This window comes from Streptomyces sp. SirexAA-E, from assembly GCF_000177195.2.
GTDB classification, from domain to species: domain Bacteria; phylum Actinomycetota; class Actinomycetes; order Streptomycetales; family Streptomycetaceae; genus Streptomyces; species Streptomyces flavovirens.
In genome coordinates this window covers 945,141-962,230 of sequence record NC_015953.1, presented here as the reverse complement: position 1 = coordinate 962,230, position 17,090 = coordinate 945,141, and the positions used below count along the sequence as shown (strand labels likewise).

The window sequence follows — 17,090 nt, the reverse complement described above, 5'->3', positions numbered from 1 at the left end:
GCTCAGACGTTCCGCGCAGGCGCGAGACTGTTCCCATGACCGAGAGCACCGCCCCCCAGAGCGAACACCGCACCGTGCTGCTGCGCGGTGGAGACGTCCACAGCCCCGCCGATCCGTTCGCCACCGCGATGGTCGTCGAACGCGGCCATGTCGCCTGGGTCGGGTCCGAAGGCGCGGCCGACGCCTTCTCCAGCGGCGTCGACGAGGTGATCGACCTGGAAGGCGCCCTGGTCACACCCGCCTTCACCGACGCGCACGTCCACACCACCGCGACCGGCCTCGCCCTCACGGGTCTTGACCTGTCCGGCGCCTCCACCCTCGCCGACGCCCTGAGCCTGGTGCGTGCGTATGCGAACGGCGACACCTCCCGGCGGGTCGTCCTCGGCCACGGCTGGGACGCCACGCGCTGGCCCGAGCAGCGGCCGCCCAGCCGCGCCGAACTCGACGAGGCGGCAGGCGGCAGGCCCGTCTACCTGCCCCGGATCGACGTCCACTCGGCCGTCGTGACCACCGCGCTCCTCGACCTCGTCCCGGGCGTCAGGGACCTGGCCGGCTACCACCCCGACGCCCCGCTGACCGGAGCCGCCCACCACGCGGTACGCGCGGCCGCCCACGCCGCCGTGACTCCCGCCCAGCGCGCCGAGGCGCAGCGGGCGGCCCTGGCGCACGCGGCCTCGCTCGGCATCGGCACCGTCCACGAGTGCGCCGGTCCGGAGATCTCCGACGAGGACGACTTCACCGGCCTCCTGGCCCTCGCCGCCGAGCGGACCGGGCCCCGGGTCTTCGGCTACTGGGCCGACCTGATCGAGGACGGGAAGGGCGCCCGGCGCGTCCGCGAACTCGGCGCCGTCGGCGCGGCCGGAGACCTCTTCGTCGACGGCTCCCTCGGCTCGCACACCGCCTGTCTCCACGAGCCGTACGCCGACGCCCCGCACACCGGCACCGCCCACCTGGGCGCGGGGCGGATCGCCGCCCACGTCACCGCGTGCACCGAGGCCGGGCTGCAGGCCGGCTTCCACGCCATCGGCGACGCGGCGCTGACCGCCGTCGTCACGGGCGTACGGGCGGCCGCCGAGACCCTGGGTCTCGCCCGGGTCCGGGCCGCCCGGCACCGCGTGGAGCACGCCGAGATGCTGACCCCCGAGACGATCGCGGCCTTCGCCGAACTCGGCCTCACCGCCTCCGTCCAGCCGGCCTTCGACGCGGCCTGGGGCGGCGGGGAGGGAATGTACGCCCAGCGCCTGGGCGCGGAACGGGCCGCCACACTCAATCCGTACGCGGCCCTGCTGCGGGCAGGTGTGCCGCTGGCCTTCGGCTCGGACTGCCCGGTGACCCCGCTGGACCCGTGGGGGACGGTCCGCGCCGCCGCCTTCCACCGGACCCCCGCACACCGCGTCTCTGTGCGGGCCGGTTTCACCGCGCACACCCGGGGCGGCTGGCGGGCCGTCGGCCGTGACGACGCGGGCGTGCTGGTCCCCGGCGCACCGGCCGACTACGCCGTCTGGCGCACCGGTGACCTGGTGGTCCAGGCCCCCGACGACCGGGTCGCCCGCTGGTCGACCGATCCCCGCTCCGGCACCCCTGGCCTGCCCGATCTCACCCCGGGTGAGGCCCTTCCGGTCTGCCTGCGGACCGTGGTCGGCGGACGGACCGTCCATGTGAGGCCGAACGAGTGACGTCGGGGCGTTCCGTACCGCCGATCGTAGGCGCGGGCACTCCGCGGCGCCCTCGGGCGCCCCGGCACTGACCAGGCGTTTTGCGCAGAAACCGCAGGTCGCGCGGGTGTTGACAGAAAGCGCCCGGAGGCCGGTAGGTTCGGCCGGGTCCACCACTGGACGTCCGGCCGGGCAGACCTCCACGCAGTCGTCGAACGCCGCTGGGTCACGGGGTGGTGTGCCGCACCGGCACACCACCACTGACAGCCAGGTTCAGCGCCCGCGCCTCGGGGGCGAGGGAAGGTCTCGTCCGGACGGCAGGTGCGACCCGGGTGGGGCCCGGCGGTTCAGTAGACAACGGCTTTCGGTCGACCCGCAGCCAGCGGGTCCCAGGTCGGCCCGAAGGACACCGGGCCCCCATCCGCAGATCCTTCCGTTCTGTCCGTGTATCCACGCTTCTCCCGCCCCGCGGCCGACGATCCGCGGCGACACCTTTCGACCGCGTCGGAGTCCGGGTGCCGCGCGCTGGATATGGTGTGCACCTGCGTACGGACATTAAGGGGCAGTAGTGAACGACGGCGGTCAGAGGCAGTTCGGCCCGCTCGGCAAAGTCTTGGTGATCATTCCGACCTACAACGAGGCCGAGAACATCAAGCTGATCGTCGCCCGGGTGCGCGCCGCCGTTCCGGAAGCCGACATCCTGGTCGCCGACGACAACAGCCCCGACGGCACCGGCAAGGTCGCCGACGAGCTCGCCGCGGACGACGGCCAGATCCATGTGCTGCACCGCAAGGGCAAGGAAGGGCTCGGCGCCGCCTACCTGGCGGGTTTCCGGTGGGGCTCGGAACACGACTACGGCGTGCTCGTCGAGATGGACGCGGACGGCTCCCACCAGCCCGAGGAGCTGCCCCGGCTCCTGACCGCGCTCAAGAGCGCCGACCTGGTGCTCGGCTCGCGCTGGGTCCCCGGCGGCCGGGTGGTCAACTGGCCCCGGCACCGCGAGATGATCTCCCGCGGCGGAAGCTTCTACTCCCGGATGCTGCTGGGCCTCACGGTCCGGGACGTCACCGGGGGCTACCGGGCCTTCCGCACGGCGACCCTCCAGGGCCTCGGGCTCGAGGAGGTCGCCTCCCAGGGCTACTGCTTCCAGGTCGACCTGGCCCGCCGTGCCGTGGAGGCCGGCTACCACGTCGTCGAGGTGCCCATCACCTTCGTGGAACGCGAGATCGGCGACTCCAAGATGAGCCGGGACATCCTGGTCGAGGCCCTGTGGAGGGTCACCAGCTGGGGCGTCACGGGCCGCGCGGACAAGATCCTGGGCCGCAAGAAGACCTGAGCCCCAGGGCGCCGCGCCGCCGTACCCGGGCCGGGTGCCGTTCATGATCACCCCCTTACGCCGCTCGGACGCGCGGGCAGGCACACTGGGGGCATGACGACCGGCACCCCGCCCACGAACCGTCCACGACGCTCGCGCGCCCGCTCCTTCCTGCCGCTGGCCCTCGCCGCCTGGCTGGTGCTGGAGATCTGGCTGCTCACCCTGGTCGCCGGAGCGGCCAACGGCTTCACCGTGCTGCTGCTCCTGGTCGCCGGGGCCGTGCTCGGGGCCGTGGTCGTCAAGCGGGCGGGACGACGAGCCTTCCGCAACCTCACCGAGACGCTCCAGCAGATGCCCGGGCAGCCGGGCGCTCCGGCCACCGGAAAGCCCGCCGCCACCGGGAGCAAGGGCAACGGCTTCCTGATGCTGGGCGGTGTGCTCCTGATGATCCCCGGCATGATCTCGGACGTCGCCGGCCTGCTGCTCCTGCTGCCCCCGGTCCGCTCGATGCTCGGCCGGTACGCCGAGCGCTCGCTGGAGCGCCGGATGCGCGTGGTGGCTCCCGGAGGCTTCTCGGACGCCTTCCAGCAGGCCCGGATGCACCGGCCGGACGGAAAGGTGGTCCAGGGTGAGGTCATCCGGGAGGACGGCACGGACGCCCGCCAGGGCCCCGAAGACGGTGCGGGGGACCACCGGCCGCCGCTCGGCCGCTGACGCCGGGGAGCGGCCCGCCGGGCGCTCCCTCCGCGCACGGCAAGAGCCGAGGGCCGTGACACCTGGTCGGTGTCACGGCCCTCGGCTCTTGTGCTGCGCCCCTGCGTGCGGGTCAGGCGGACTTCCTGCTGTCCCGCGGGTGCACTGCGATGTTCATGGCTCCGGAGCGGAGGACGGCCAGCCTCTCGGCCAGCACCTCCTCGAGTTCCTCGCGGGTGCGCCGCTCCATGAGCATGTCCCAGTGCGTACGCGCAGGCTTGCCCTTCTTCTCCTCGGGGCCGTCCCCGTCCACCAGGAGTGCCGTGGCGCCGCACGCCTTGCACTCCCACTCCGGCGGAATTTCCGCCTCTACCGAGAACGGCATCTCAAATCGATGGCCGTTCGGGCATGCGTACTCCACCGCCTGGCGCGGGGCCAGATCGATGCCGCGGTCCGTCTCGTAGCTGGTAACCACGAGTCGCGTGCCGCGGAGAGCTCGCTCACTCATGAATCGTGCCTCCCGGGCTTGTCGCCCACAGGACAGGTGTCGCTGTCGTCGTCATCCGGTCAACGTCCGGTCGGCGGTAAAGATTCCCGTTGCCGGTCCTGCGTCGCCCGTCGTGCCGCTGCATTATCAGGGTTGAGTACCCACTGCCGCCCGGTTTGTCACCTGTGGCGGAAGTTGTCACCCAACGGTTCGGCTTCTTCCGCTCGCAGTAACGGTCCTCCGGGCAGGCCAAAGGCGTACACTACCGGCCTTTCACTTCAACGTCTAAATCCGGTCCGGAACGGGATTCCCCGCGGCGGCCACACCGGCCCGCACGGGGACCCGCGCCAGCAGCACGGCACCGAGCGCGAAGAAGATCACCAGGGACAGGATGGCATCCCGGTAGCTCCCGGTCAGCTGATACCCGAGACCGAACACCAATGGCCCCAACCAGCTGAGGCCGCGGTCGCTCATCTCGTACGCCGAGAAGTACTCCGCCTCCTTGCCGCTCGGCACCAGATGCGAGAACAGCGAGCGCGAGAGAGCCTGGCTGCCGCCCAGCACCAGGCCGATCGCCGCCGCCAGGGTGTAGAAGAACACCGGCGCGTCCGCCGGCATGACGAAGGCCCCGGCCAGGATCAGCGTCCAGACGACCAGCGACGCGAGGACCGTGCGCTTCGCGCCGTGCACCTGGGCCAGCCGTCCCATCCCGAGCGCCCCGGCCACCGCCAGCACCTGGACGAGCAGCACGGCGGTGATCAGCGTCGTCTGGTCGAGGCCCAGTTCCTCCGAGCCGTACACCGAGGCCTGGGAGATCACCGTCTGGATGCCGTCGTTGTAGACGAGGTAGGCCAGCAGGAACGCCAGGGTGACCGGATGGCGGCGCATGTCGCGCAGGGTCGCCAGCAGCTGCCGGCGTCCCGACCCCACCGCCCCCTCACCGGTCGGCGCCACACGCCGGTCGCGCAGCCGGCGCAGGGGGACCACGGTGAAGACACCCCACCACACACCCGCCGATGCGAGGCAGACCCGGACCGCGTCCGGCTCGGACAGGCCGAAGGAGTCGTGGCCCGTGTAGAGGACCAGGTTCAGTACGAGCACGAGCGCGCCCGAGGTGTATCCGAACGCCCAGCCACGTGAGGAGACCGCGTCACGCTCCTCGGAGGTGGAGATCTGCGGCAGATAGGCGTTGTACAGGACCATCGACACCGAGACCGACGCGTTCGCCACGATCAGCAGGAACGCGCCCAGCAGATAGCGCCCGCCGTCCAGGAAGAACATGCCGGCCGTCGCCGACGCCCCGATGTACGCGGCCGCCGCGAGCAGCGGCTTCTTGCGCCCCGTCCGGTCCGCCACCGCCCCCGCCAGCGGCATCACGAGCACCGCGACCACGATGGAGACCGACACCGAGTAGGCGAAGAGGGACCCCGCCCGCACCGGTATGCCCAGGGGGTGCACATATCCGTCCGCGTCGGCGGCGGCCTTCGCGACCGACGTCAGATAGGGGCCGAGGAAGACCGTGAGGACGCTGGTGGAGTAGACGGAGCACGCGAAGTCGTAGAAGTACCAGCCGCGCTGTTCCCTCTTCCGGTCCGCCGCCGGGTCTGCCGTTCCCTCGGTACCCGTATCGGTGCCGGTGCTCACGCGGCGCCCCCTCGCTCGTCCTGTGCGGACGCGGCCGGCCCGGCGTCGTCAGGCCCAGGCCCCCCGGTCGCTCAGCACCGTGCGCAGCGTCTCGATGTGATCGGTCATGATGCCATCCACCCCGAGATCCAGGAGAGCCGCCATCCGTTCCGGTTCGTTGACGGTCCAGACGTGGACCTGGAGGCCCCGGGAGTGCGCGGTGCGGACGAACGCCCGGTCCACCACCCGGATGCCGTTGCTGCTCTCCGGGACCTGGACGCACACCGCCCCCGCCCGAACCGCCGCCGGAAGGCCGTACGAGCGCAGTCGCAGGCCGAGCACGCCCCGCACCCCGTAGGAGGTCGCCAGCCGCTCGCCCCCCAGGCGGTGCGCCCGGGCGACCCGCGCTTCGGAGAACGAGCCCACGCACACCCGGTCCCAGGTGCCGGTCCGGCGGATCAGGTCCAGCAGCGGGGCCAGGGCGGGCTCCGCCTTGACGTCCACGTTCCAGCGGGCGTCGGGGAACTCCTCCAGCAGCTCCTCGAAGAGCGGCAGCGGCTCGCTTCCCGCGACCCGCGCCCGGCTCACCTCGCTCCACGGCAGCCGGCCGATCCGGCCCCGGGCGTCCGTCACACGGTCCAGCGTGGCGTCGTGGAAGGCGACCAGGCGGCCGTCGGCGGTGGCGTGCACATCGGTCTCGAAGTAGCGGTAGCCCGCGTCCGCGGCCCGGCGGAACGCGGCCGCCGTGTTCTCCCGCCCGTCCGCGGCCCCGCCCCGGTGGGCGAAGGGGATCGTCGACGGGTGGTCCAGATAGGGGTGGCGTCCCCGGGACGCCTCGTTCACTGCTGTCACCGCGGAAGTATCGCCCCCGGGGGCGCCGTAACGGCAGCCGCAGGGACGGCGCCGGGTGCGGGGAGGGCGAAGACGCGCAGGAAGAACTGGGCGAGCGGGCCGATGGCCAGCGCGTACAGCACGGTCCCGGCACCGAGCGAACCGCCGAGCAGGAAGCCGGTCGCCACGACAGCCACCTCGATCGCCGTACGTACGAGCCGGATGGAACGCCCGGTCAGCCGGTGCAGGCCGGTCATCAGCCCGTCGCGCGGCCCGGGGCCGAAGCGCGCGGAGATGTAGAGCCCCGTCGCGACACCGTTGAGCGCGATGCCCGCGAGCAGCACCGCGATCCGTGCGGCGAGCCCGCTCACATCCGGTACGAGGGCCAGGGTGCCGTCCATCGCGAGGCCGACCGCGAAGACGTTGGAGACGGTGCCGAAGCCGGGACGCTGCCTGATCGGGATCCACAGGAGCAGCACGACCGCCCCGACGACGATCGAGACGACGCCGATGGACAGGCCCGTCCGCCCGGCCAGGCCCTGGTGCAGCACCCCCCACGGCTCCATCCCCAGACCGGCCCGGACCATGAGCGCCGAGCTCGCCCCGTACAGCGCGAGCCCCACGAAGAGATGGGTGAGCCGCCGGACGGCACGTATCCCACTCGGAGCGGTGCTGTCGGCCATGTGGTACCCCCTGTGGTGTGAGTGGACTGCTGCGTGTCACTCTGTGGCGGAGGATCGGCCACCAACTAGGGCCAATTCGAGGAAGGTGGACTGATTTCTGTGGCGCAGTGGACATCGACGGTGGGTGCCGCACAGCTGGCCCGTCAGCTCCGGGCTCAGCAGCCCCGCCCGCTGCCCCCGGGCAGCCGCAAGCCCCCCGCCTACCGCGCCCTGGCCGACGGCGTGCGCCTGCTCGTCCTGGAGGGCCGGGTCCCGGTCGCCGCCAGGCTGCCCGCCGAACGGGAGCTGGCGCTCGCCCTGTCGCTCAGCCGGACCACCGTCGCCGCCGCCTACGAGGCGCTGCGGACCGAGGGCTTCCTGGCGTCACGGCGCGGCGCGGGCAGCTGGACGGCCGTCCCGGCGGGCAATCCGCTGCCGGCCCGCGGCCTGGAACCGCTGCCCCCGGAGGCGCTCGGCTCGATGATCGACCTGGGCTGTGCCTCACTGCCCGCCCCCGAACCGTGGCTGACCCGGGCCGTGCAGGGCGCCCTGGAGGAGCTGCCGCCGTACGCCCACACGCACGGCGACTACCCGGCGGGCCTGCCCGACCTGCGGCGGATGATCGCCGACCGCTACACCGGACAGGGCATCCCCACGATGCCCGAACAGATCATGGTGACCACGGGCGCGATGGGCGCCATCGACGCGATCTGCCACCTCTTCGCCGGGCGCGGCGAACGCATCGCCGTGGAGTCCCCCAGCTACGCCAACATCCTCCAGCTGATGCGGGAGACGGGCGCCCGGCTGGTCCCGGTGGCCATGGAGGAGGGGCTGGGCGGCTGGGACATGAACCGCTGGCGCCAGGTCCTGCGCGACACCGCGCCCCGCCTGGCCTACGTCGTCGCGGACTTCCACAACCCCACCGGCGCCCTGGCCGACGAGCAGCGGCGTCGCGCCCTGGTCGAGGCGGCCCGCTCCGCCGGGACGGTACTGGTCGTCGACGAGACGATGAACGAGCTGCGCCTGGACCCCGTCGACATGCCCCGCCGCGTCTGCGCGTTCGACCCGGCGGGCAGCACCGTCGTGACCGTCGGCTCCGCGAGCAAGGCCTTCTGGGCGGGCATGCGGATCGGCTGGGTCCGGGCGGCCCCGGACGTCATCCGCAGCCTGGTGGCGGCCCGTGCGTACGCCGACATGGGGACGCCGGTGCTGGAGCAGCTCGCCATCAACTGGCTGATGCGCACCGGCGGCTGGGAGGAGGCCGTGGCCCTGAGGCGCGATCAGGCCCGCGTGAACCGGGACGCGCTGGTGCGGGCGGTGCGGCGGGACCTGCCGGAGTGGGAGTTCGAGGTGCCGCACGGCGGGCTGACTCTTTGGGTGCGTACCGGCGGGATCTCCGGCTCGCGCCTCGCGGTGGCCGGGGAACGGGTGGGTGTCCGGGTGCCCTCGGGGCCCCGGTTCGGCGTCGACGGGGCCTTCGAGGGCTATGTGCGGCTGCCGTTCACCGTGGCGGGCCCGGTCGCGGACGAGGCGGCGGTGCGGCTGGCGGCCGCGGCGGATCTGGTCGTCTCCGGTGCGAGCGCCGGTGCGGAGACGCCCCGCACGTTCGTGGCCTGAACGGCGGGGGCCGTCACCCCGGCCGTCCGGCCCGGTCAACCCTCCGCGGCGGCCGGAGCCACGGTCAGCGGGTCCTTGTGCACGGCGACGGGACCGGCCGTCCCGTACCCATCGCCCCGCTCGGCCTCCTGCGCCCGTTCGACGGCTCCCTGCCCGCCGGGCAGCAGGTCGAGGACCGCCTGCCGGTGCGTCTCACTCGTGGCCGCGTCGTAGGGGTCCGGGGTCGCCGGCACCTGGAGCCGCAGCACGGCCCCCGTGCCGAGCCGGGCGTAGCCACGGCCCGGGGGCACCTGGGGGGTCGGTGTGGTGTGCGGCTCGGTCCCCAGCACCGTCTCGACCTGGTCGCGGGTGGCGGGACCCAGGACGGCGCGGGCCCGGGTGTGGACGCGCACGGTCTCCGAGAGGGCGTCCAGGCTGTCGAACTGCTCCGCGACGACGACCGTCACCCCCGCGGCCCGGCCGTGCCGCAGCGGCACCTGGAGCAGATCCTGTGGGTCGGGCCTGCCCTCGGAGGCGGCCAGATGACCCAGGGCGCTCGGCCGGTCCAGCAGGATCCACAGGGGCCGCCCGACGTCCTCGGGCGCCGGGTGGCCGGCCTGGCGGGCCCGGTCGGCCGCGATCAGGCGGCGCTCCGTCTCGTGCGCCGCCCATTCGAGCGTGGCCAGCGCCCCGGACAGGCCGCGCTCGACGGCCAGGACGCCGTCGCGTCCGGCCAGGCAGCCGTACTCCCCGGTGCCGCCGCCCTCGACGACGAGGACGTCGCCGTGCTGGAGGGCCTGCAGGGCCAGGGACCGCAGCAGGGTCGTGGTGCCGCTCCCGGGATGCCCGACGGCCAGCAGGTGCGGCTCGGTCGACCGCGGACCGGTGCGCCAGATCACGGGTGCGGCGTCCCGGACCGCGTCGCCGTCCCGCACCGGGACGGTGCGGCACACCGCGTCGGCGTCCGTGAAGCCGAGAACCGTCTCACCCGGTGCGGTGACGAAGCGCTGGGCGGCGATCGTGGTCGGCAGCGGGTCGAGCACCGTCATCGAGAGACGGTTGCCCTCCTCGTCCCAGACGAAGTGGTACTCCCGTCCCCGGCCCGACTTGGCGTCCAGGACCCGTTCGACGCGGGTGCGGGACGCGGCGTCGCCATCGGGGAAGTACGCCGGGTAGGTCACCTGGAGCCGGGTCAGCCGGCCGTCGCCGTCGAAGGCGTACGACGAGCCGAAGGCCTTGTCCCAGTCGCCGCCGTGGGAGAACAGCGGACCGGGGTCCTCGGCCACCGAGAAATGCGGCACCAGGGCCTCGTACAGCGACCGGAGCCGCGCCGACTCCGCCTCGTCGGGGCCGGTCCTCGCGGGGGTCCGTTCGCGGCCCTTCCAGGCCGCCGCGCCCATCACCGAGACGAGCGCCAGGAAGGATCCGTAGGGGATGAGTGCCATCCCCAGTACGCAGGCCGCGACCAGGAACAGCACGTGCCCGCGCCGGTCCCTGGGCGTCGCGGCCCACTTCTGCCGTCCCGCTCCCGCCAGCAGCCGCAGGCCCCGGGTGACCGTGATCAGCGGATGGAGGACGTCGGTGGCACTGTCGGCGGCCGTGCGCGCGAACTCGCGTCCGCGAGTGATCGAGGCGCTGCCGCTGCTCAGAATGCGGGGGAGTGGTCGCCGGGCCACATCGGTCTCCTGGAGAGGTGGGAGCGGTCGCGGAGCGTCAGAACTTGATCCCGCCCAGCATGCTGGCGAGGCTCGCCCCGCCGGCGGTGATGCTGGGAGCGATGGCGGTGCCGGCGAGGTAGAAGCCGAACAGCGCGCAGATGAGGGCGTGGGAGGCCTTGAGCCCGTCCTTCTTGAAGAACAGGAAGACGATGATGCCGAGCAGTACGACGCCCGAGATGGAGAGGATCATGAGCGGTTCTCCTGGTTGAGGGGGACGGTCACCATGAGTACTTCCAGCATCACAAGATGTGCCTGTATGGATAAAGGTGCAATCGAGTGAATAGAGATACTTTTCACTCGACCGGGGGGTGAAAAGTGGGTGCCCGGTTCCGCCGTGACGGCACCCGGGGCGGACTCGGTCCGTGAACGTTCCGGAAAGAACCACCGCCCGTGGTGACCTTCCGCCCGGTCCGGGCAGGCTCACGTCGGTTACGGAGCAGTACCCTGTCGGTTCATTCGTACGGCTCCCGCCGTACTTGCACCCACCAGGCCGGCGACGGCGCGAACGGTTACACGGAAGGCGGTCCGTCCGATGAGCGAAACCCCCGATCCCGAGGTGGTCGAGCTGGCGACCAAGGTCTTCGACCTGGCCCGCCGCGGTGAGACCGACTCGCTGGCCGCCTACGTCGACGCGGGCGTCCCGGCGAACCTCACCAACGACCGGGGCGACTCGCTGCTGATGCTCGCCGCCTATCACGGGCACGCCCCGGCCGTCACCGCACTCGCCGGGCGCGGAGCCGATCCGGACCGCGCCAACGACCGGGGGCAGACGCCGCTCGCCGGGGCCGTCTTCAAGGGCGAGCGCGCGGTGATCGAGGCGCTGCTCGCCGCAGGGGCGGATCCGGCCGCGGGAACACCCTCCGCCGTGGACACCGCGCGCATGTTCGGCAAGGACGACCTGCTGGAACTCTTCGGTGCCCGCTGAGACGCCGCGGGGACGCGTGGATGACCGGTGCGTCGTAAATGTGGTCGCGTCGGCGAAATGGCTGGGTCATCATGACGTCGCGGGTCCGCTCCGGACCACCGACGAGAGGCAGGGGAAGATGAGCACCAGGCAGAGGACGACGGCCGGCCGATCATGTTGTCGCGCGGGTTCCGGCGGGTCCTGACCATGGTCGCGACGCACGGCGCGGTACCTCGCGGCGTCGCCGGGGGCATCCGGATCGCTCCGCGATGCGGACGCCGCGGCGCCCCACGACGCACCGCTCCTGCCGCCGCGACCTGACCGGTCCCCACTCGCCGGACACTCCCCGGCTCCCCCCGGCACGTGGAACAGCACAGTCCCGGTCGCGTCGACAGCTTGATGTGAGGCTTTCCCCATGTTCGATCCGTTCATAGCGCCGAGCGGCACCCTGCTCGGTCTGCTGCAGAGGGGCCGTGGCGACGGCACGCTCCACGCGCTCGCCGCACCCCGCCCCGAGGCCCTCGCAGCGCTCAACCACTGCGTCCTGAGTGATCCGCGCCACGACTGGCAGGTGGAGAACCGCTCCCTCTACTACGCCCGTCTCTATCTCGATCTCGACGGCGGCACCGACGAGATCGAGCGCCACCTGTGGGCCCCCGAGGACCACCTCGACACCGATGACTCCCGCACGGGTCTCGCCCTCGCCGTCCTGGGTCACCTCGCCTCGTACGGCCGCGACGACGCCCTGGTCCTCCTGCGGCGCTACGCCGCCACCGGTGCCAACTGGGCCTGGGCGCTCGACGAACTGGCCCTGCGCGACGACGACGCCGGGCTGCGCTCGCTGGCCGGACCCGTGACGGACCGCTTCCCCGCCACCCCGGAGGGGGACGCCGAACTGGCCGCCGCCGTGCGTGACGCGTTCGAGCCGCGCCCCTGGCGGCTCTGGGCGGACGACCCGCGACCGGCGATCGGCGCCCGGATCCGCGCCGCCGGGGAGCAGGGCTCCTTCGACCGGTGGCAGCGGCAGATGCGCCCCGGAGGGCCCCGGCCCGGGTGGAGCGTGCAGGCGGTCTTCGACTGGGCCCAGCAGGGACTCGAGCGCGGCAGCGTGCTCCACGTCCCCGCGGCCCGCTGCCTGACCGCCGTCGCCGGCGCCGAGGACCGGCCCCTCATCGTCGAGGCCGCCCGCGGCGGCCCGGACGGCGCCCGGTGCGCGGCCCTGCACTACCTCGCCGAGGCGCAGGACCCGGCCGTACTGGACCTGATCGAGCAGGCAGCCGTGGACACCTCCCGGACCGTCGCGGACGCGGCCGTCGCCGCCTTCGAGCGCATGTGCGGAGACACGGCCGTGGAGCGGGCCCGCCGCTGGGCGCACCGGCCCGACGCCCTCGGCGCCTCGGCGTCCGGGGTGCTCGCCTGCCGGGGCGTGGCGCAGGATGCCCCGCTCGTCCTCGCGGCGCTGCGCGAGGCGGTCCGCGGAGACGGCCCCGACGCTCCCCGCCTGTGGACCCTCGTCGACGGCACCGGCCGCCTGGAGATCGCCTGCGCCGCCCCCGTGCTGCGCCACATCTACCGGGAGACGTCCTCCTCGCACCTGCGCGGCCGGGCCGCCCAGGCCCTGGCCGCCACCGATCCGTCCTTCGCCACCGGCTTCGCCGTCGAGTGCCTCTGGGACTGCGAGGAGACCACCCGGGAGGTGGCCGCCCTCCACGCGGAGACCGGGGACATCCGGGTCGCCGAACGCCTGCGCAGGCTGGCCGCGGACCCCGCCGAGGAGGCCGAGGTGCAGACCGCCGTACGCAGCCGGATCGGCCCGGACGCGCCCGCCGTCTGATTCCGGGGGCCGTGCCCCGGGGCGACGCGTCCAGGCGCCCCGGGGCACGTGGCCGCACGCCGTCCACGCGCCCCCTCTGCGCGGCGCCCGCCCTCGCGCCAGAATGGACGGGTGACCGGACGCTGGGAGTTCTGGATCGACCGGGGCGGCACCTTCACGGACGTGGTGGGCCGGGATCCCGGCGGGCGCCTGGTCTCCCGCAAACTTCTCTCGCACGACCCGGAGCGCTACGACGACGCTGCCGTCGCCGGGATCCGCCTCCTGCTCGGCCTCGGTCCCGGCGACCCGGTCCCGGCGGACCGGGTCGCCGGGGTCAAGATGGGCACCACCGTCGCCACCAACGCCCTCCTGGAGCGGCGCGGTGAGCCGACCGTCCTCGTCGTCACCGAGGGCTTCCGGGACGCGCTGCGGATCGCGTATCAGAACCGGCCGCGCCTCTTCGACCGGCGGATCCTGCTGCCCGAGGCCGTGTACGACCGGGTGATCGAGGTCCCTGAGCGCCTCGACGCCTTCGGCCGGACGGTGAGGCCCCTCGACCGCGACGCCGTCGCCGGACTGCTCCGCGAGGTCAGGGCGGACGGGATCCGCAGCGCCGCGGTCGTCCTGACGCACGGCTACCGCCACCCCCGGAACGAGAAGGCCGTCGCGGAGACGGCCCGGGAGGCGGGGTTCACCCAGGTCAGCTGCTCGCACGAGGTCAGCCCGCTGATCAAGCTCGTCCCGCGCGGGGACACCACGGTCGTCGACGCCTACCTCTCCCCGGTCCTGCGCCGCTACGTCGACCGGGTGGCCGCCGAACTGCCCGGCATCCGTCTGATGTTCATGCAGTCCAACGGCGGGCTGCGCGAGGCCGACCACTTCCGCGGCAAGGACGCGGTGCTCTCCGGCCCCGCCGGGGGCGTCGTCGGCATGGCGCGCACCTCCGCCCAGGCGGGACACGACCGGGTGATCGGCTTCGACATGGGCGGCACCTCCACCGATGTGTCCCACTACGCGGGCGAGTTCGAGCGTGAACTCGGGACCCAGGTGGCCGGTGTGCGGATGCGCGCGCCCATGATGAGCATCCACACCGTCGCGGCGGGCGGCGGATCGGTCCTGCACTTCGACGGCCGGCGCTACCGGGTCGGTCCCGACTCGGCGAGTGCGGACCCCGGCCCCGCCTGCTACCGCCGAGGTGGTCCGCTCACCGTCACCGACGCCAACGTGATGCTCGGCCGGATCCGGCCGGACCACTTCCCGGCCGTCTTCGGACCCCGGGGCGACGAGCCGCTCGACACGGACGTCGTCCGGCGGCGCTTCGAGGAACTGGCCCAGGAGGTCACCGCCGCCACGGGGCGCCCGCGCACAGCGGCCGAGGCCGCCGCCGGGTTCCTGGAGATCGCCGTGCTGAACATGGCGAACGCCATCAAGGAGATCTCCGTCCAGCGGGGCCACGACATCACCCGCCACGCCCTCACCAGCTTCGGTGGGGCCGGCGGACAGCACGCCTGCGCGGTCGCCGACGCCCTCGGCGTCGACACCGTCCTGGTGCCCCCGCTCGCCGGCGTCCTGTCGGCCTACGGGATCGGTCTGGCCGACGCCACCGCCATGCGCGAGGAGTCCGTCGAGGCCCAACTGGACGAGGAGAGCAGGGCCCGTGCCCAGGACGTCTCCGACCGGCTGGAGGCCCGGACCCGCGCCGAACTCCGCGCCGACCACATTCCCGACGGCGCCGTCTCCACCCGGACGCGGGTCCTGCTGCGCTACGCCGGGACGGACGCGAGCCTCCCCGTCGCGCTCGGCGGCGTCGGCGCGATGACCGAGGAGTTCACCGCCGCCCACCGCACCCGCTACGGCTTCGTCATGGACAAGCCGCTGGTGGTCGAGACGGTCTCCGTCGAGGCGACCGGGCGGGCGGGGCCGGGCGGCCCCGCCCGGGAAGCCGAGGACACCGGCCGCTCCGGGGCGCCGAGCCCGCTCGAAACGGTCAGCGTGTTCACCGACGGCGCGTGGCAGGACGCCGGCCTCCACCGGCGCCGGGACCTGCGCGGCTCCACCGGCGTGGACGGCCCGGCCGTCGTCACCGAGGACGACTCCACCACCGTCGTCGACCCCGGCTGGCACGCCGCCGCGGAACCCTCCGGCCACCTGGTGCTGCACCGGGTGCGCCCCCGCACCGGACGGACCGCCGTCGGCACCCGGGTCGACCCCGTGATGCTGGAGGTGTTCACCAACCTCTTCATGTCGATCGCCGAACAGATGGGCGTCCGCCTGAGGAACACGGCGCACTCCGTCAACATCAAGGAGCGGCTGGACTTCTCCTGCGCCCTCTTCGACGCCGACGGCGGCCTCGTCGCCAACGCCCCGCACATCCCGGTGCACCTCGGCTCGATGGGGGAGTCCATCAAGGAGGTACTGCGGCGCAACCGGGACTCCATGCGGCCAGGCGATGTCTACGCCGTCAACGACCCGTACCACGGAGGCACCCACCTGCCCGATGTCACGGTCGTGACGCCTGTGTTCGACGAACCCGACGACGGCGCGGACGAGGGGCCGGACGGCGTACGGCGGACCGGGCCGCGCTTCCTGGTGGCCTCCCGGGGGCACCACGCGGAGATCGGCGGCATCACCCCGGGGTCGATGCCCGCCTTCAGCCGCACCATCGACGAAGAGGGCGTCCTGTTCGACAACTGGCTCCTGGTACGGGACGGCCGGCTCCGCGAGCGGGAGACCAGGGAACTGCTCAGCACGGCCCCGTACCCCTCGCGCGACCCGGACAGCAACCTCGCCGACCTCCGCGCCCAGATCGCCGCCAACGAGAAGGGCATCGCGGAACTGCGTCGCGTCGCAGGCGAGTTCGGGCAGGACGTCGTGGACGCCTACATGGGCCACGTCCAGGACAACGCCGAGGAGTCGGTACGCCGGATCGTGGCCGGACTGCGCGACGGCTCCTGCCGCTACGAGACCGACGACGGCGCCGTCGTCGCGGTGAAGGTCACCGTGGACCGCGAACGCCGTGCCGCCGTCATCGACTTCACCGGCACGTCCCCGCAGCAGCCGGGCAATTCCAACGCCCCCACGTCCGTGGTGACGGCCGCCGTCCTCTACGTCTTCAGGACGCTCGTCACCCAGGACATCCCGCTCAACAGCGGCTGCCTCATCCCCCTGGACGTCCGCGTCCCCGCCGGATCGATGCTGGCGCCGGTCCACCCCGCGGCCACCGTCGCCGGCAACGTGGAGACCTCCCAGGCCGTCACCGGCGCCCTCTACGCGGCGCTCGGCGTCCAGGCCGAGGGGTCGGGCACCATGAACAACCTCACCTTCGGCAACGACCGCGTCCAGTACTACGAGACCGTCGCCAGCGGTTCCGGCGCGGGCGACGGATTCGACGGCGCCGACGCCGTGCAGACCCATATGACCAACTCCCGGCTCACCGACCCCGAGATCCTGGAATGGCGGTACCCGGTGCTGCTGGAGAGCTTCCGCGTACGGGAGGGCAGCGGCGGAACGGGCCGGTGGCACGGCGGAAGCGGTGTCGAACGCCGCATCCGGTTCCTGGAACCCGTCACCGTGGCGCTGCTGTCGGGCCACCGCCGCGTCCCGCCGTACGGCATGGCGGGAGGCGGGCCGGGAGCGCTGGGCGAGCAGTACGTCGAACGGGCCGGCGGCGGGGCCGTGACCCCGCTGGAGGGCCGCGACACGGCGGAACTGGGCGCCGGTGACGTACTGGTGCTGCGGACCCCGGGCGGAGGCGGCTACGGGGCGGCGTAGCCGGTCGCTTCCGCACCGTTTC

At 73.2% G+C, this 17,090-nt stretch carries 13 protein-coding genes; 7 read left to right on the top strand and 6 right to left on the bottom strand.

Annotated features, from left to right (window positions below):
* Positions 1 to 35 precede the first annotated feature (35 nt).
* The 3 genes from SACTE_RS04070 to fxsA all read left to right on the top strand — a co-directional run bounded on the left by SACTE_RS04070 (position 36) and on the right by fxsA (position 3,684).
* Entirely contained in the window at positions 36 to 1,676 is a 1,641-nt protein-coding gene (locus SACTE_RS04070) for an amidohydrolase (RefSeq protein ID WP_014044760.1), read from the top strand.
* Between the two features lie 547 nt (positions 1,677 to 2,223).
* Positions 2,224 to 2,991, top strand: a complete 768-nt coding sequence (locus SACTE_RS04065) for a polyprenol monophosphomannose synthase (protein WP_014044759.1) — start codon at positions 2,224 to 2,226, stop codon at positions 2,989 to 2,991.
* 93 nt (positions 2,992 to 3,084) lie between these two features.
* On the top strand, positions 3,085 to 3,684 hold the full coding sequence (gene fxsA / locus SACTE_RS04060; RefSeq protein ID WP_014044758.1) for an FxsA family membrane protein: 600 nt from the start codon (positions 3,085 to 3,087) through the stop codon (positions 3,682 to 3,684).
* A 112-nt stretch (positions 3,685 to 3,796) separates the two neighbouring features.
* Here fxsA and SACTE_RS04055 read toward each other — a convergent pair whose 3' ends face one another.
* The 4 genes from SACTE_RS04055 to SACTE_RS04040 all read right to left on the bottom strand — a co-directional run bounded on the left by SACTE_RS04055 (position 3,797) and on the right by SACTE_RS04040 (position 7,287).
* Positions 3,797 to 4,171 carry an RNA polymerase-binding protein RbpA gene (locus SACTE_RS04055; RefSeq protein ID WP_014044757.1) on the bottom strand — a complete coding sequence of 125 codons (375 nt, stop codon included), beginning with the start codon at positions 4,169 to 4,171 and terminating at the stop codon, positions 3,797 to 3,799.
* Between the two features lie 264 nt (positions 4,172 to 4,435).
* The gene (locus SACTE_RS04050) at positions 4,436 to 5,794 is read right to left on the bottom strand and encodes an MFS transporter (RefSeq protein ID WP_014044756.1); all 1,359 of its coding nucleotides are present in this window, start codon (positions 5,792 to 5,794) and stop codon (positions 4,436 to 4,438) included.
* Positions 5,795 to 5,842: 48 nt separating this feature from the next.
* Entirely contained in the window at positions 5,843 to 6,616 is a 774-nt protein-coding gene (locus SACTE_RS04045; protein ID WP_019993691.1) for a glycerophosphodiester phosphodiesterase family protein, read from the bottom strand.
* Between the two features lie 5 nt (positions 6,617 to 6,621).
* A complete protein-coding gene (locus SACTE_RS04040) occupies positions 6,622 to 7,287 on the bottom strand; it encodes a membrane protein (protein ID WP_014044754.1) in 666 nt (221 codons plus the stop codon).
* Positions 7,288 to 7,386: 99 nt separating this feature from the next.
* Here SACTE_RS04040 and SACTE_RS04035 point away from each other — a divergent pair, with 99 nt between their 5' ends.
* On the top strand, positions 7,387 to 8,883 hold the full coding sequence (locus tag SACTE_RS04035) for a PLP-dependent aminotransferase family protein (protein ID WP_014044753.1): 1,497 nt from the start codon (positions 7,387 to 7,389) through the stop codon (positions 8,881 to 8,883).
* A 35-nt stretch (positions 8,884 to 8,918) separates the two neighbouring features.
* Here the strand turns inward: SACTE_RS04035 and SACTE_RS04030 are convergent, their stop codons facing one another.
* Positions 8,919 to 10,538, bottom strand: a complete 1,620-nt coding sequence (locus SACTE_RS04030; protein WP_014044752.1) for a membrane protein — start codon at positions 10,536 to 10,538, stop codon at positions 8,919 to 8,921.
* 37 nt (positions 10,539 to 10,575) lie between these two features.
* Positions 10,576 to 10,770, bottom strand: a complete 195-nt coding sequence (locus SACTE_RS04025) for a hypothetical protein (protein WP_014044751.1) — start codon at positions 10,768 to 10,770, stop codon at positions 10,576 to 10,578.
* A gap of 342 nt (positions 10,771 to 11,112) precedes the next feature.
* Between SACTE_RS04025 and SACTE_RS04020 the strand changes: the two genes are divergently transcribed.
* From SACTE_RS04020 to SACTE_RS04010, 3 genes are all read left to right on the top strand, one after another.
* Positions 11,113 to 11,505, top strand: a complete 393-nt coding sequence (locus SACTE_RS04020) for an ankyrin repeat domain-containing protein (protein ID WP_014044750.1) — start codon at positions 11,113 to 11,115, stop codon at positions 11,503 to 11,505.
* Positions 11,506 to 11,899: 394 nt separating this feature from the next.
* On the top strand, positions 11,900 to 13,318 hold the full coding sequence (locus tag SACTE_RS04015) for a hypothetical protein (protein WP_014044749.1): 1,419 nt from the start codon (positions 11,900 to 11,902) through the stop codon (positions 13,316 to 13,318).
* A 111-nt stretch (positions 13,319 to 13,429) separates the two neighbouring features.
* Complete coding sequence (locus SACTE_RS04010) at positions 13,430 to 17,068, top strand: hydantoinase B/oxoprolinase family protein (protein ID WP_014044748.1); 3,639 nt, start codon at positions 13,430 to 13,432, stop codon at positions 17,066 to 17,068.
* Positions 17,069 to 17,090 lie beyond the last annotated feature (22 nt).